This is a genomic window from uncultured Dechloromonas sp. (assembly GCF_945957265.1).
GTDB lineage: Bacteria > Pseudomonadota > Gammaproteobacteria > Burkholderiales > Rhodocyclaceae > Azonexus.
Genome location: NZ_CAMFKO010000021.1, coordinates 14,140 through 27,370 on the forward strand (window position 1 = coordinate 14,140; position 13,231 = coordinate 27,370).

At 64.1% G+C, this 13,231-nt stretch carries 16 protein-coding genes; 9 read left to right on the forward strand and 7 right to left on the reverse strand.

Annotation, left to right across the window (positions count from 1 at the left end; genetic code table 11):
• Positions 1 to 9: 9 nt before the first annotated feature.
• Positions 10 to 843: a YihY family inner membrane protein gene (locus Q0P59_RS12065; RefSeq protein ID WP_295006712.1), complete on the forward strand. Its 834-nt coding sequence runs from the start codon at positions 10 to 12 to the stop codon at positions 841 to 843.
• Here the strand turns inward: Q0P59_RS12065 and Q0P59_RS12070 are convergent.
• Positions 815 to 2,329 carry a hypothetical protein gene (locus tag Q0P59_RS12070; protein WP_295006713.1) on the reverse strand — a complete coding sequence of 505 codons (1,515 nt, stop codon included), beginning with the start codon at positions 2,327 to 2,329 and terminating at the stop codon, positions 815 to 817. The two genes, Q0P59_RS12065 and Q0P59_RS12070, sit on opposite strands and share 29 nt — an antisense overlap.
• Before the next feature lie 162 nt (positions 2,330 to 2,491).
• Here Q0P59_RS12070 and rpsP point away from each other — a divergent pair, with 162 nt between their 5' ends.
• Genes rpsP through rplS form a run of 4 tightly spaced genes read left to right on the forward strand, consistent with a single transcriptional unit; the run spans position 2,492 to position 4,427 of the window.
• Positions 2,492 to 2,743, forward strand: coding sequence for a 30S ribosomal protein S16 (gene rpsP / locus Q0P59_RS12075; RefSeq protein WP_295006714.1), 252 nt, complete (start codon positions 2,492 to 2,494; stop codon positions 2,741 to 2,743).
• 12 nt (positions 2,744 to 2,755) lie between these two features.
• Positions 2,756 to 3,268, forward strand: coding sequence for a ribosome maturation factor RimM (gene rimM, locus Q0P59_RS12080; protein ID WP_295006715.1), 513 nt, complete (start codon positions 2,756 to 2,758; stop codon positions 3,266 to 3,268).
• The gene (gene trmD / locus Q0P59_RS12085; protein ID WP_295006716.1) at positions 3,265 to 4,029 is read left to right on the forward strand and encodes a tRNA (guanosine(37)-N1)-methyltransferase TrmD; all 765 of its coding nucleotides are present in this window, start codon (positions 3,265 to 3,267) and stop codon (positions 4,027 to 4,029) included. Before rimM ends, trmD begins: the two co-directional genes overlap by 4 nt.
• 26 nt (positions 4,030 to 4,055) lie before the next feature.
• Positions 4,056 to 4,427 carry a 50S ribosomal protein L19 gene (rplS, locus tag Q0P59_RS12090; RefSeq protein WP_150429528.1) on the forward strand — a complete coding sequence of 124 codons (372 nt, stop codon included), beginning with the start codon at positions 4,056 to 4,058 and terminating at the stop codon, positions 4,425 to 4,427.
• Positions 4,428 to 4,498: 71 nt separating this feature from the next.
• Here rplS and folE2 read toward each other — a convergent pair whose 3' ends face one another.
• Genes folE2 through xseB form a run of 4 tightly spaced genes read right to left on the reverse strand, consistent with a single transcriptional unit; the run spans position 4,499 to position 8,327 of the window.
• On the reverse strand, positions 4,499 to 5,311 hold the full coding sequence (gene folE2 / locus Q0P59_RS12095; protein ID WP_295006717.1) for a GTP cyclohydrolase FolE2: 813 nt from the start codon (positions 5,309 to 5,311) through the stop codon (positions 4,499 to 4,501).
• Between the two features lie 19 nt (positions 5,312 to 5,330).
• Positions 5,331 to 7,196 (reverse strand): 1-deoxy-D-xylulose-5-phosphate synthase, encoded by a 1,866-nt coding sequence (gene dxs / locus Q0P59_RS12100; protein WP_295006718.1) that lies wholly within the window; start codon positions 7,194 to 7,196, stop codon positions 5,331 to 5,333.
• 1 nt (position 7,197) lies between these two features.
• Positions 7,198 to 8,091, reverse strand: coding sequence for a farnesyl diphosphate synthase (locus tag Q0P59_RS12105; RefSeq protein WP_295006719.1), 894 nt, complete (start codon positions 8,089 to 8,091; stop codon positions 7,198 to 7,200).
• Positions 8,088 to 8,327, reverse strand: a complete 240-nt coding sequence (gene xseB, locus Q0P59_RS12110; RefSeq protein ID WP_295006720.1) for an exodeoxyribonuclease VII small subunit — start codon at positions 8,325 to 8,327, stop codon at positions 8,088 to 8,090. The genes Q0P59_RS12105 and xseB overlap by 4 nt, the downstream gene beginning before the upstream one ends.
• A 104-nt stretch (positions 8,328 to 8,431) precedes the next feature.
• Here xseB and Q0P59_RS12115 point away from each other — a divergent pair, with 104 nt between their 5' ends.
• Positions 8,432 to 9,568 (forward strand): aromatic ring-hydroxylating dioxygenase subunit alpha, encoded by a 1,137-nt coding sequence (locus Q0P59_RS12115; RefSeq protein ID WP_295006721.1) that lies wholly within the window; start codon positions 8,432 to 8,434, stop codon positions 9,566 to 9,568.
• A 62-nt stretch (positions 9,569 to 9,630) separates the two neighbouring features.
• Entirely contained in the window at positions 9,631 to 10,482 is an 852-nt protein-coding gene (locus tag Q0P59_RS12120; protein ID WP_295006722.1) for a DMT family transporter, read from the forward strand.
• 18 nt (positions 10,483 to 10,500) lie between these two features.
• On the opposite strand, the gene Q0P59_RS12125 is transcribed toward Q0P59_RS12120, so the two are convergent.
• Positions 10,501 to 10,779: a hypothetical protein gene (locus Q0P59_RS12125; protein WP_295006723.1), complete on the reverse strand. Its 279-nt coding sequence runs from the start codon at positions 10,777 to 10,779 to the stop codon at positions 10,501 to 10,503.
• A complete protein-coding gene (locus Q0P59_RS12130; protein WP_295006724.1) occupies positions 10,776 to 11,768 on the reverse strand; it encodes a TerC family protein in 993 nt (330 codons plus the stop codon). The genes Q0P59_RS12125 and Q0P59_RS12130 overlap by 4 nt, the downstream gene beginning before the upstream one ends.
• A gap of 227 nt (positions 11,769 to 11,995) precedes the next feature.
• On the opposite strand from Q0P59_RS12130, the gene Q0P59_RS12135 reads away from it, so the two are divergent.
• Positions 11,996 to 12,340, forward strand: a complete 345-nt coding sequence (locus Q0P59_RS12135; RefSeq protein ID WP_295006725.1) for an STAS/SEC14 domain-containing protein — start codon at positions 11,996 to 11,998, stop codon at positions 12,338 to 12,340.
• 4 nt (positions 12,341 to 12,344) lie between these two features.
• A complete protein-coding gene (locus Q0P59_RS12140) occupies positions 12,345 to 13,184 on the forward strand; it encodes a sulfurtransferase (RefSeq protein WP_295006726.1) in 840 nt (279 codons plus the stop codon).
• Positions 13,185 to 13,231 lie beyond the last annotated feature (47 nt).

A 13,231-nucleotide genomic window follows, 5' to 3' on the forward strand; every position in this document is an offset into this window, starting at 1 on the left:
TACGGCCCCATGCAGAAGCGCCTCCGATCCCGATCGGCCCACTCCAGTCCTGCCGGTCCGGTCGGCATCTTTCGTCGCTTCCTCAGCGAAAACATGATGCAGACCAGTTCGGCCCTCGCGTTCACGACACTGATGGCACTGGTGCCTCTGGTTGCCGTGGTGCTGGCCGTTGCCGGGGCGATCCCCTTTTTCGACGTGCTGGTCGGCCGGCTCGACCTGCTGGTTCGCGAAGCCTTGTTGCCCAGTGGTGCGGCGGGAGCGATTGCCGGCAATATCGGAAAGTTTTCCCACAAGGCGCAGCAGCTCACCCTGGCCGGCATCGGCCTCCTCGGGGTGACGGCCTTCATGCTGATGAACACCATCGAGCGGGCGTTCAATCATCTGTGGCAGGTCAGGCCGCGGCCGTTCCTGGCGCGCATTCGCCTCTATGCCTTCGTGATGATGGTCTGGCCCTTCGTGCTCGGCGCCGTTGCCGGTGTCATGTCGTTTGCCGTCACGACCTCCCTAGGGCTGTTCGACGAGGCGCTCTGGGTTCGTCGCATGGCGCTGAAGGGGGTGGCCATGCTGCTGCTCGGGCTGTTCTTCTCGTTTCTCTATTACGCCGTTCCCAATGCCCAAGTTACCCGGCGCGCGGCCGTGATCGGCGGGGTATTCGCGGCGCTGGCTTTCTCGGTGATGCAAAAGGGCTTCGAGATGTTCCTGGTCGGTTCGGCGACCCTGAAAAGCATCTATGGGGCCTTTGCCGTGTTTCCGGTGTTTCTCGTTTGGCTCCACCTGTCCTGGGCGGTGGTGCTCTTCGGTGGGCTGATCGTCGCTACGTTGAGCCGTCCGGCGAAACGCTGAAGATTTCCACCGAGCTGGTCTGCTCGCGCAGTTCGTCGGCCTGCAGTTCGCGAATGCTCAGGTTTTCGTCTTCCTGCAGCACGATGATGTGCCGTGCGTTTTCCCGGATCAGCCCCGGGGGGACGATCAGCGATTGTTTCGGATGCAGCGGCGGAGTGGCGGGCAGGATCAGCGCCGGCACCTTGCTGGCGTCGAGTTCGAACGGATGCGCGAGTTCCACCGAAATCGCCCTGGGCGCGAGTAGCTGCAGGCCGAGTTCGATGTGCTCGGGGTTTTCGGAAATGGCCCAGCGGATGATGCAGATGTGCCAGACCTGGGCGCTGTCGGCCTGCTCGTCGCATGCCTGCAGGGCGACGATGTCGCCGACCCGGACGTCGTGCGTCTGTCCGGACATGTGCATCAGCGCATAACCCTCCGGACTTTCGTTGGTGACCATCCACTCGCTTTGTTCGACCCGCGTTTCCGGGGCTTTCATCAAATGCCACAGGTTGCCCAGGCCGGAGCTCAGGTGGGCGCGATACGACTGCCGCCGCCGCGGGAAGCGGCGCTTGGCTGGGTGGCCCCAGAGCTGGTGCAGGCGAAGCAGGACGCCCGGTCCGGCGTGGGTGTCGGCAAAGCGCGGCAAACCGATGTCCTGGGCGGCCACCTCCTTGAGGAGTTCGGCCCGGTGCTTGAGGGCCTGTTCGGCCAGTGCGTCGCAGGAGAAATACAGCACCTCGGATTCCGGGCTAGGAATGCGGCGGATCAGCGCATGGGCCGGGAAATCCTTGTCCGGGTCGATCCAGAAGATTCCCCGGGCATCGAGGGGGGGGGTGTCAAGCAGCGCGACATCGGGCGTGCACTTGTCGACATATTCGCTGATGAACTCGAGCTCGTCGGCGGAAAAGGAAACCGGCTGGGCAATGGCCGACAGCAGGATGGAGGTGTAGATGCGCCGTATGCTCGGTCCGCAATGGGGGCCGGGAAACTCGTCCAGGCCGAGGCGGCGGGCCGTGCGGAAGGCGGCATGCAATTGCTGCCACAGGCCGAGCGGCATCGGCGAGGCGATCATGTGGGCAATGCGAACCTGCCAGGAAATGGCGTTCATGGCGCGGCGCAGCGACATGTGCGGCATGCGGGGGGCGTTGTCGCCCTGGGGGTCGAACAGATCGGCCAGGGTGTTGAAATAATCTTGGGTCAGCGTCTCGAGAATATCGAGCAGCGTGCGCACCCTTTGCCGAAGCTTGCGAGAGATCGGCAGGCTGACCTCGTTCAGCCGCGGCAGCTCGGCCTTGGTGATGCGCTCGGCCTGGCCAAAGAGCAGGTCGAGCAACTTGAGGCGCTGTGCGCCGGGTATCGGCGTGTCGCGCAGGCAGATGAGCTGGCGATGCAGCTGCTCGCCGTCTTCCGCTCCGGAGCGGCCGTGCGCCAGGGCGAGCCATTCAAGAATGCTCTTGATGTTGGCTTCCGGCGTGCTGCTCGAAGGATTGTCCTTTACTCGGTTCATCGCACCGGAGAATAACAAATATTTACTTCTCCACCACGGCCGTCCGTCGGCTACGAGCGGTCTGCCGCGGTTCTCTCTCTCCGTGCCTGGCTAAGTGGCTTGTTTTTCCTTGATAAAGCGATATAATCTCCGGTCTTTTTTCCAGCTAACGAAAGTATTCTCATGGTTGTTATCCGTCTTGCCCGTGGTGGCGCCAAGAAGCGTCCGTTCTACAACATGGTTGTGACCGATTCCCGTAATCGTCGTGACGGCCGTTTCGTCGAACGTATCGGCTTCTACAACCCGGTTGCTTCCGGCAATGCCGAAGGTCTGCGCGTCGCTACCGATCGCCTGGAACACTGGCTGAAGAACGGCGCCCAGCTGTCGCCGACCGTTGCTCGCCTGGTCAAGCAGAACGCCGCCAAGGCCGCCTAAGCTGTTTTGGCTTTGAGCAGCAACGAAATCGTCGTTCTGGGTCGCCTGGCCGACCCTTATGGGATTCGGGGCTGGCTCAGGTTGTACCCCTTCGGGGACGATCCGCTCGATTGGGCAGAGATGCCGGTCTGGTGGATCGCCAGGGAAGGCGAGCCGTGGCGTGAAGTCGGGCTGAAAGGCTTGAAGATTCACGGTGATGGGGTGGTGGTGCTGCTCGATGGCATTGCCGACCGCACGGCCGCCGAGGCCATGAAGGGCGTGTTGGTCGGGGCGCCGCGCGATGCGTTGCCGGCGACCGATGAAGACGAGTTCTATTGGGGCGATCTGATCGGCCTGGAAGTCGTCAATTCCGCAGACGAGAAGCTCGGCAACGTTGCAGGGCTGATCGAAACGGGGGCCAACGACGTGTTGCGCGTCGTCGGCAAGGATGGCACCGAGCGCCTGCTGCCGTTTGTTTCGGCAGTGGTGCTGGCGGTGGAGAAGGAAGCGGGACTGATCCGCGTGGAGTGGGGCAGCGACTGGTGATCCGGTTCGACTGCGTGACCATCTTCCCGGAGATGTTCGCGGCCGTGACGCAGAGTGGCATCACCCGTCGGGCGCTGGAAGAGCGGCGCTGGGTCTGGCAGGGCTGGAATCCGCGCGATTTCGCCGAGAATGCCTGGCGACGGGTCGATGATCGTCCCTTCGGCGGCGGGCCGGGCATGCTGATGCAGCCGGGGCCGCTGGAGAAGGCGATCAATGCCGCGAAGCTGCAGCAGCGCGAGGCGGGCCTGGCCAAAAGCCGGGTCATCTACCTCTCGCCGCAAGGCGCGCCGCTGACCCACGAGCGGGTCATGCAGCTGGCGACGGGCGACGAAGGACTGATCCTTCTTTGCGGTCGCTATGAAGGAATTGACGAGCGTCTGATCGAGCGCTGCGTCGATGAGGAAATTTCGATCGGGGATTTTGTGCTCTCTGGCGGCGAGTTGCCGGCGATGGCGTTGATCGATGCCGTCGTCCGCCAGTTGCCGGGGGTACTCGGAGATGCCGCTTCGGCGGTGGAAGATTCGTTTGTCGGTGGTTTGCTGGATTGTCCGCACTACACCCGCCCGGAAATCTACGAGGGCGAGGCGGTGCCGGAGGTGTTGATGTCCGGCGACCACAAAAGAATTCGTCGCTGGCGGCTCAAGCAGTCGCTGGCGCGAACCCGGAAGCGCCGGCCGGATTTGCTGGTGCACCGCGTGTTGAGCGCGGAAGAAACGCAACTCCTCACGGAAATTTCCGGAGAGGAGCAATGCGGTGAGTAAGTGTTTATAAAATTTAAGGATCTCACATGAACCTGATTCAACAACTCGAGCAAGAAGAAATTGCCCGCGTCAGCGCCGGCAAGACCATTCCCGAATTCGCTCCGGGCGACACCGTCGTCGTCCAGGTGAAGGTCAAGGAAGGTACCCGCGAGCGTCTGCAGGCTTACGAAGGCGTGGTTATCGCCAAGCGTAACCGTGGCCTGAACTCCAACTTCATCGTCCGCAAGATCTCTTCCGGCGAAGGCGTTGAGCGTACGTTCCAGACCTACTCCCCGCTGGTTGCTTCGATCGAGCTGAAGCGCCGCGGCGACGTTCGTCGTGCCAAGCTGTACTACCTGCGCGAGCGTTCCGGCAAGTCCGCTCGCATCAAGGAAAAGCTGGATTTCAAGAAGGCCTGATCGGCTTCCTGAAGGTTCAAAAAGAAACGGGGCGCTGCGGCGCCCCGTTTTGTTTTTGCCGTCCGGCCGAATTACGGCTGCTTGCCGGGGTTGCGCTTGTCGTTCTCGATCAGCGCGTAGGCCGAATGGTTGTGGATGGACTCGAAGTTTTCCGATTCGACCACGTAGGCGTCAATGCGCCCCTCGGCATTGAGGCGGGCGGCGACGTCGCGCACCATGTCCTCGACGAACTTGGGGTTGTCGTAGGCGCGCTCGGTGACGTACTTCTCGTCCGGGCGCTTGAGCAGGCCGAACAACTCGCAGGAGGCTTCCTGTTCGACCAGCTGGACGATTTCCTCGATCCACACGAAGTCGTTGGTGCGGGCGGTGACGGTGACGTGCGAGCGCTGGTTGTGGGCGCCGCGTTCGGAAATCTTCTTCGAGCAGGGGCACAGGCTGGTCACCGGGACGACGACCTTGACCGAGGTGGCGATCTCGCCGTGGCTGATGTCGCCGATGAAGGTGACGTCGTAGTCCATCAGGCTCTGCACGCCGGAAACCGGGGCCGTCTTGTTGATGAAGTACGGGAAGTTCATTTCGATGTGGCCGGTTTCGGCTTCGAGCTTGACCACCATGTCGCGCAGCATGGTCGGGAAGTTCTCGACCGAGATTTCGCGCTCGTGGCTGTTCAGGATCTCCACGAAACGGGACATGTGGGTGCCCTTGAAGTTGTGCGGCAGGCTGACGTACATGTTGAACATGGCGATGGTGTGCTGCACGCCGGTCGATTTGTCCTGCACCTTGACCGGGTGGCGGATGGACTTGATGCCGACCTTGTTGATCGCGATGTGGCGCGTATCGGCGGAGTTCTGGACGTCGGGGATGTTGGAGGTGGGGGCGCTCATTCGCTGTTCTCTCGGTAATTTATTGTGGGTCGGTACGGGCGCCGGATCTTTCGCGGATCGCGCGCACGATGCCTTCCTTGTCGAGGCCCAACTCGGACAGGAGTTGGCCTTGTTCGCCATGGTCGACGAAACGGTCGGGCAGGCCGAGGCGTAGTACCGGCACTGTCAGCCCGCGTTCCGCCAGCACCCGTTCGACTTCCGAACCGGCGCCGCCAATCACGGCGTTCTCTTCGATGGTCACAAGCAGGGAATGGTTCCCGGCCAGTTCGATAATCAGTGCTTCGTCGATGGGTTTGACGAAGCGCATGTTGGCCACGGTGGCGTCCAATGTGTCGCCGGCGGCCAGGGCGGCGCCGAGCAGCGGTCCGAAGGCGAGCAGGGCGATGCCCTGGCCGTGGCGGCGAATTTCGCCCTTGCCAACCGGCAGTGTGTCGAGTTCGGGCGAGGGGACGGCGCCGGTGCCGCTGCCGCGCGGATAGCGCACCATCGACGGGCAGTCGAGGGTGTAGGCCGTCGACAGCATGCGCCGGCATTCGGCCTCGTCGGACGGCGTCATGACCACCATATTCGGGATGCAGGCGACGTAGGACAGGTCGAAGGTGCCGTGGTGGGTCGGGCCGTCGGCGCCGACCAGGCCGCCGCGGTCGACGGCGAAGACGACCGGCAGGTTCTGCAGGGCGACGTCGTGGATCAGCTGGTCGTAGGCGCGCTGCAGGAAGGTCGAGTAGATGGCGACGACCGGCTTCAGGCCTTCGCAGGCGAGGCCGGCGGCGAAGGTCACGGCGTGCTGCTCGGCGATGCCGACATCGTAGTAGCGGTCGGCGTGTTCGCAGGCGAAGCGGACCATGCCGGAGCCTTCGCGCATGGCCGGGGTGATGCCGACCAGGCGGGAATCGGCCTTGGCCATGTCGCACAGCCAGTCGCCGAAAACCTGGGTATAGGTCAGCTTGCCGGGGCTCTTGGCCGACTGGATGCCTTCGCCGGCGGCGAACTTGCCGACGCCGTGGTAGAGAATGGGGTCGGCTTCGGCCAGCTTGTAGCCCTGGCCCTTCTTGGTGATGACGTGCAGGAACTTCGGGCCCTTCAGTTTCTTCAGGTTTTCCAGCGTCGGGATCAGGGCGTCGAGGTCGTGGCCGTCGATCGGGCCGTAGTAATGGAAGCCGAATTCCTCGAACAGCGTGCCCGGGGCGATCATGCCCTTGACGTGTTCCTCGGCGCGGCGGGCCAGTTGGAGTAGCGGCGGGGCGAAGCCGAGCATGTGGCGGCCGGCTTCGCGAGCGGCGTTGAAGGTCTTGCTCGAAGCCAGGCGGGTCAGGATGTTGTTCAGCGCGCCGACCGGCGGCGAGATCGACATCTCGTTGTCGTTGAGGATGACCAGCATGTCGGCATCGGCGACGCCGGCGTTGTTCAGCGCCTCGAAGGCCATGCCGGCCGACATCGCGCCGTCGCCGATGATGGCGACGGCCTTGCGGTCCTCGCCCTTGTGCTTGGCGGCCAGGGCCATGCCCAGCGCCGCCGAGATCGAGGTCGACGAGTGACCGACGCCGAAGGTGTCGTACGGGCTTTCGCAACGCTTCGGAAAGCCGGCGACGCCGCCGCGCATGCGCAGCTTGCCCATGCCTTCGCGGCGCCCGGTGAGCACCTTGTGCGGATAGCACTGGTGGCCGACGTCCCACACCAGGCGGTCGTCCGGGGTGTTGAAGACGGCGTGCAGGGCGATGGTCAGCTCGACGGTGCCGAGATTGGACGACAGGTGGCCGCCGGTCTGGGAGACCGATTCGATCAGGAAGGCGCGCAATTCGCTGGCGAGTTGCGGCAGTTGCTTGCGCTCCAGGCGACGCAGGTCGGCCGGGCTGTGGATGGTGTCGAGCAGGCTGTAGGGCATCTCAGAATTGCCGGTGGCAGATGAAGTCGGCCAGTTGGTTCAGGCGGCTGGCGCGGTCACCGAAGATGGCGAGGGCGTCGCGGGCGTCGGCGCGCAGTTCGTCGGCATAGGCGCGGGCGGCCTCGAGGCCGAGCAGTGCGACGTAGGTCGGCTTGTCGGCGGCCTCGTCCTTGCCGGCGGTCTTGCCCAGCGTGGCGGTGCTCGCCGTGCAGTCGAGGATGTCGTCGACGACCTGGAAGAGCAGGCCGGCGCGCTTGGCGAAGCGGTCGAGGTTGCCGCGTTCGTCGGCCGACAGCGGCTGGCCGGCGAGGGCGCCGAGGAGCACGGCGGCACGGATCAGGGCGCCGGTCTTCAGCGCGTGCATCAGTTCCAGCTCGGGCTGGGTCAGCGGCTTGCCGACCGAAGCGAGGTCGATGGCCTGGCCGCCGGCCATGCCGCGCGAACCGCTGGCGTGGGCGAGCAGGGCGATCATTTCGAGTTGCTGCTTCGGTTCGCCGAGGGGCTGGCTGGCGAGCAGTTCGAAGGCCATGGTCTGCAGGCTGTCGCCGACGAGCAGGGCGGTCGGCTCGTCGAATTCGACGTGGCAGGTCGGGCGGCCGCGGCGCAGCACGTCGTCGTCCATGCACGGCAGGTCGTCATGGACCAGCGAATAGGCGTGGATCATCTCGACGGCGCAGCCGACCACGTCGAGGGCTTCCGGCGTGGCGCCGGTCAGTTCGCCAGCGGCGTGGGCGAGCAGCGGACGGACGCGCTTGCCGCCGCCGAGGGTGGCGTAGCGCATGGCCTCATGCAGGCGGGCCGGGATGCTGTCGCAGGCGGGCAGGAAGCGGCCGAGCGCGGTTTCGGCGCGGTCCTGGGTGACGGCCATCCATTCGGCGAAGGGCAGGGCGCTCACTGGGCCTCCAGCGTATGACGGTCCACCGCCTTGAATTCCCCGTTTTCGAGCACGCGGACCTGCTCCTCGGCGTCGGCGAGCTGGGCCTGGCAGTGCTTCATCAGTTCCATGCCGCGTTTGTAGGCGGCGATGGAGGCTTCGAGTTCGAGCTTGCCGCCTTCCATGCTGGAGACGATGTCTTCGAGTTCGGCAAGGGCCGTCTCGAATTTCATGTCGGCGATGGGTGTTTGATCCATGTCAGAGGCGTTCGGGGAAACACGCGAAAATACTCTATCCGGGGGCTTCAGGTCAAATGCGGGGCGGGGTAAAATCCTGTTTTTTCAACCCGCTGGAGCGTGGAATGTCCGACGTGGCGAATCTGTCCCGTTTGGCCCCAGCAGTTTCCCAACTGCCGGTGGACTGGTACTTCGATCAATCGATTCATGAGCTGGAGAAAAAGCTCATCTTCGATGCCGGTCCCGGTTATGTTGGTCACCAGTTGATGGTGCCGGAAGCGGGTGATTACCGTTCGCTGGAATGGAAGGGCCACGGCCAGATGCTGCTCAACGGCGGCAGCGAAGGCAAGAATGCCGGCATCTGGCAGATGTCCAACGTCTGCCGCCATCGCCAGGCGATCATGCTGCAGGGCACCGGCAAACTGAACGGGCCGATCGTCTGCCCGATCCACCGCTGGGCCTACGACCAGGGCGGCGAGCTGATCGGCGCCCCGCACTTCCCGCAGAACCCGTGCCTGAACCTGAACAAGGCGAAGCTGGAGAACTGGAACGGACTGCTCTTCAAGGGCCCGCGTTCGGCCAATGCCGACCTGGCCGGCATGAAGGTGGCGCGCGACCTCGATTTCACCGGCTACAAGATCGACCATGTCGAGATGCACGAGTGCAACTACAACTGGAAGACCTTCATCGAGGTCTATCTCGAGGACTACCACGTCGTGCCCTATCACCCGGGCCTGGGCAATTTCGTCACCTGCGACGACCTGAGCTGGCAGTTCGGCGACTGGTACTCGGTGCAGAAGGTCGGCATCACCTCGCTGATGAAGGATTCTTCCTCGGCCGCCTACAACCGCTGGCAGAAGGTCGTCCGCGAGTATTACGGCGACCGCGGCGAGACGCCGCCGCAGGGCGCCATCTGGCTGACCTACTACCCGAACATCATGGTCGAGTGGTATCCGCACGTGCTGGTTGTGTCGACGTTGCTGCCGATGGGGCCGGAAAAGACGATGAATGTCGTCGAGTTCTACTACCCCGAGGAAATCGTCGATTTCGAACGCGAGTTCATCGAGGCCGAGCGCGCCGCCTACATGGAAACGGCGATCGAGGACGACGACATCGGCGAGCGCATGGACCGCGGCCGCAAGGCGCTGCTGGCCGAAGGGCGCAACGAGGTCGGTCCGTACCAGAGCCCGATGGAGGACGGCATGCAGCACTTCCACGAGTTCTATCGGCGGATCATGCAGAAGGGCATCGAAGCGCGTTGAGTCATTGGTCGTTAGTTGCTAGTCGTTAGCAGCTAGCAACTACCGACTAGCGACTAGTAACTATGCAGTCCTTGTGGATGATCGCCGCCAGCTTCCTGTTCGCCTGCATGGGCGTCTGCGTCAAGTTCGCGGCGGCGACGCATTCGGCGGTCGAGATCACCTTCTACCGCAGCTTCATCTCGCTGATCCTGATGTTCGGCCTGGTTCGCCTGCGCGGCGTATCGCTGAAGACGGAGCACTGGCGCTGGCAGGTGACGCGCGGCGCGGTCGGCTTCGCGGCGCTGTTTGCCTATTTCTACGCCATCACCCTGCTGCCGCTGGCGACGGCGGTGACACTGAACTACACCTCGGCCATCTTCCTGGCGCTCTATCTCGGCTTTGCCGGCATGCGGATGCGCAAGGGCATGCTCGGGGCCCTGGCGCTCGGACTGGTCGGCGTGGTGGTCCTGCTCAAACCGACCTTCCATGCCGATCAGCTGACGGGCGGCCTGATCGGCCTCGGTTCCGGCGTGCTGGCCGGCATGGCCTACTTCAGCGTGCGTGAACTCGGGGCGCGCGGCGAACCGGAAACGCGGACGGTGTTCTATTTCTCCCTGGTCTCCTCGGTCGGCGCCGGACTGTGGCTGCTGTTCAGCGACATCCATGCCGTGGACCTGCGCAGCGGCCTGCTCCTGCTCGGGGTGGGCTGCTTCGCGACCGTTGCCCAGCTGGCCATGACGCGCGCCTATTCGCGCGGCAAGACGCTGATGTCGGCAACCCTGGCCTATAGCACGGTGATCTTCTCCAGCCTGTTCGGCATGCTGTTCTGGGGCGAGGTCATGGCGGCCTCGTCATGGCTGGCGATTGCGTTGATCGTTGCTTCCGGCGTCGCGGCGACGCATTTTTCGCGGGCGAATCCGGCGGAAGGCGACTGAGGTCGCCGGGGCGGCCGGTTACAGGCCGGCGATCGTGTCGTAGGCGCGCAGTTTCCGCGCGTTTTCCGGAGGCGTGCCGGCCGGCGCCTGCCGGTATTGCTCGTTGCCCAGGCCGCTCGACTCGTAGGCGCGCGCTTCGTCACTGAAGCTGACGCGGAAGGATTCCTGGATTTCCGGCAGGTCGACGCGCTGATCCTGCGGTACGCGATCCTGCCGGGCGGCGACTTCGCGCAGCAGGCTTCCAGGGCGCTGGGCGTGAGCCGACAGCAGGTTGGACGGGTAGGTCAGCGGAATCATGACATCTCCTTCTCCGGCTCGGGGCCGGAAACGGGGGCGTTGCCGCGGCGCAGCGACAGGGCGACCGAGGCGGCGATGATGCCGGCGACGACGCCCAGCGACAGCAGCACCGGGATCTTGACGAAGTCCATGATCAGCATCTTGGTGCCGATGAACATCAGCACGATGGCCAGGCCGTACTTGAGCAGCGAGAAACGGTCGGCCATGTCGGCGAGCAGGAAGTACATGGCGCGCAGGCCGAGGATGGCGAAGATGTTGGAGGTGAGGACGATGAACGGGTCGGTGGTGATGGCGAAAATGGCCGGGATCGAGTCGACGGCGAAGATCACATCGGAAAACTCGACCAGCACCAGCACCAGGAAGAGCGGCGTGGCGTAGCGGACCAGGGCGCCGCCTTCGTGCCGCCGGATGAAGAAGCTTTCGCCGTGCAGCTGCTCGCTGACCTTGACGTGGCGGCGTATCCAGCCGATCAGCGGATTGTTCGCCAGGTCGGGCTTCTCGTCGGCGAACCACCACATCTTGATCCCGGTGATCAGCAGGAAGGCGCCGAAGACGTAGAGCAGCCAGTGGAAATGGGCGATCAGCCAGACGCCGGCGAGGATCATCAGCGTGCGCAGGACGATGGCGCCGAGAACGCCGAAGACCAGCACGCGTTTCTGCAGTTCCGGCGGAATCGCGAAAAAGCTGAACAGCATCAGCCAGACGAAGACGTTGTCCACGGCCAGCGATTTTTCGATCAGGTAGCCGGTGACGTACTCGAGCGCTTTCTGGTTGGCCAGTTCGCGGCCCGCCGTGCCGTCCAGGTAGAGCCACAAGGCGCCGGCGAAAAGCATGGAGACGCTGACCCAGACCAGCGACCAGACGGCGGCTTCGCGCACGCTGACGCGGTGCCGCTTGCCGCCGCCGACGACGAACAGGTCGATGGCGAGCATGACGAGGACGATGGCGAAAAATCCCGCCCACATCCACCAGGTACCGATCGATTCCATCACCAGACTCCTTTTGTCCGTCGCCCCCGATGCAGCCATTGCCGCGCGGCGACCTTTTTTTCATTGTGGACTTCCGGGCCATGAAAGGTTTCGGAAAAACGGGATCGTCGTTCAGGGTGGGGCGAAGAATCGGCGCATCGCCAATGCCGCCGGATTTTCCGGAAAGGACCGCAAGGCGGGGCATTCCGGGTTAAACTGGAATCACAAAGACAGCGAGGAGCATAAAAATGATCGTCATCGACCACCAGGCCAACCGTGTCAATGTCTCCGTCTTCGGCGAGTTCACACTGGCCGATTACAAGGAGTTCGAGGAGGTCGTCAATTTCAAGGTCAAGTTCGAGGGGCCGGTCGACCTGTATTTCGACCTGACCCAGATGGCTGGTCTGACCCTCGACGTGGCCTGGGAAGAGGTCAAGTTCTCGCGGGCCCACGCCAACGACTTCAAGCGTGTCGCCGTCGTCACCGACAGCCAGTGGGTGACCTGGAGCGCCTGGATTTCGCAGACCTTCGTCAATGCCGATGTCGAGGTCTTCGACAATGCCGACGAGGCGAAGGGCTGGCTGGAGCAGTAAGCCGGTGAGCTATACGACGCTGGTCGATGTCGCGACCCTGCAGGCGCACCTCGACGACCCGAACTGGCTGGTGATCGACGTTCGCCACCAGTTGTCCGATACGGCTTACGGCGAGCGAGCCTATGCCCAAGCCCACATTCCCGGCGCCGTCTTCCTGCATTGTGACCGCGACCTGTCGGGGCCGATGACCGGTTGCAACGGCCGCCATCCCCTGCCCGATGGGCAAAGGCTGGCGCAGCGGCTCGCCGCTGTCGGCGTCGGCAGCGCAACACAGGTCGTGGTCTACGACGACGCCCAGGGCATGATTGCCGGCCGCCTGTGGTGGCTGCTGCGCTGGCTGGGGCACGACGCGGTCGCCCTGCTCGACGGCGGATTGCAGGCCTGGCAGGCGGCGGGCGGCGCGTTGACCGAGCTGCAACCGACACCCCTGCCGTGCGCTTTCGCGGCCAGCCCCCGGGATCTGAAGGTGGATGCCGGTTACGTGCAGGAACGTATTGAGACGCCGCGCATGCTGCTGGTCGATGCGCGCGGGCCGGATCGCTTCCGCGGCGAGAACGAGACCATCGACCCGGTTGGCGGCCACATTCCCGGCGCCGTGAACCATTTCTTCAAGGACAACCTGCAGGCCGACGGCCGTTTCAAGCCGGCGGCGCAACTGCGTGCGGAGTGGCTGGCGCTCCTCGCCGGATCGCCGCCCGACCAGGTCATCCACCAATGCGGTTCGGGCGTGTCCGCCTGTCTCAACATCGTGGCCATGGAAATTGCCGGTTTGCCCGGTTCGCGACTCTATGCAGGGTCGTGGAGCGAGTGGTGCGCCGACCCGGGGCGGCCGGTCGCCCGCTGAGCCGGACCGAGCTTCCCGCGCGTTATCTACGTCGAGGGCGGCAGCTT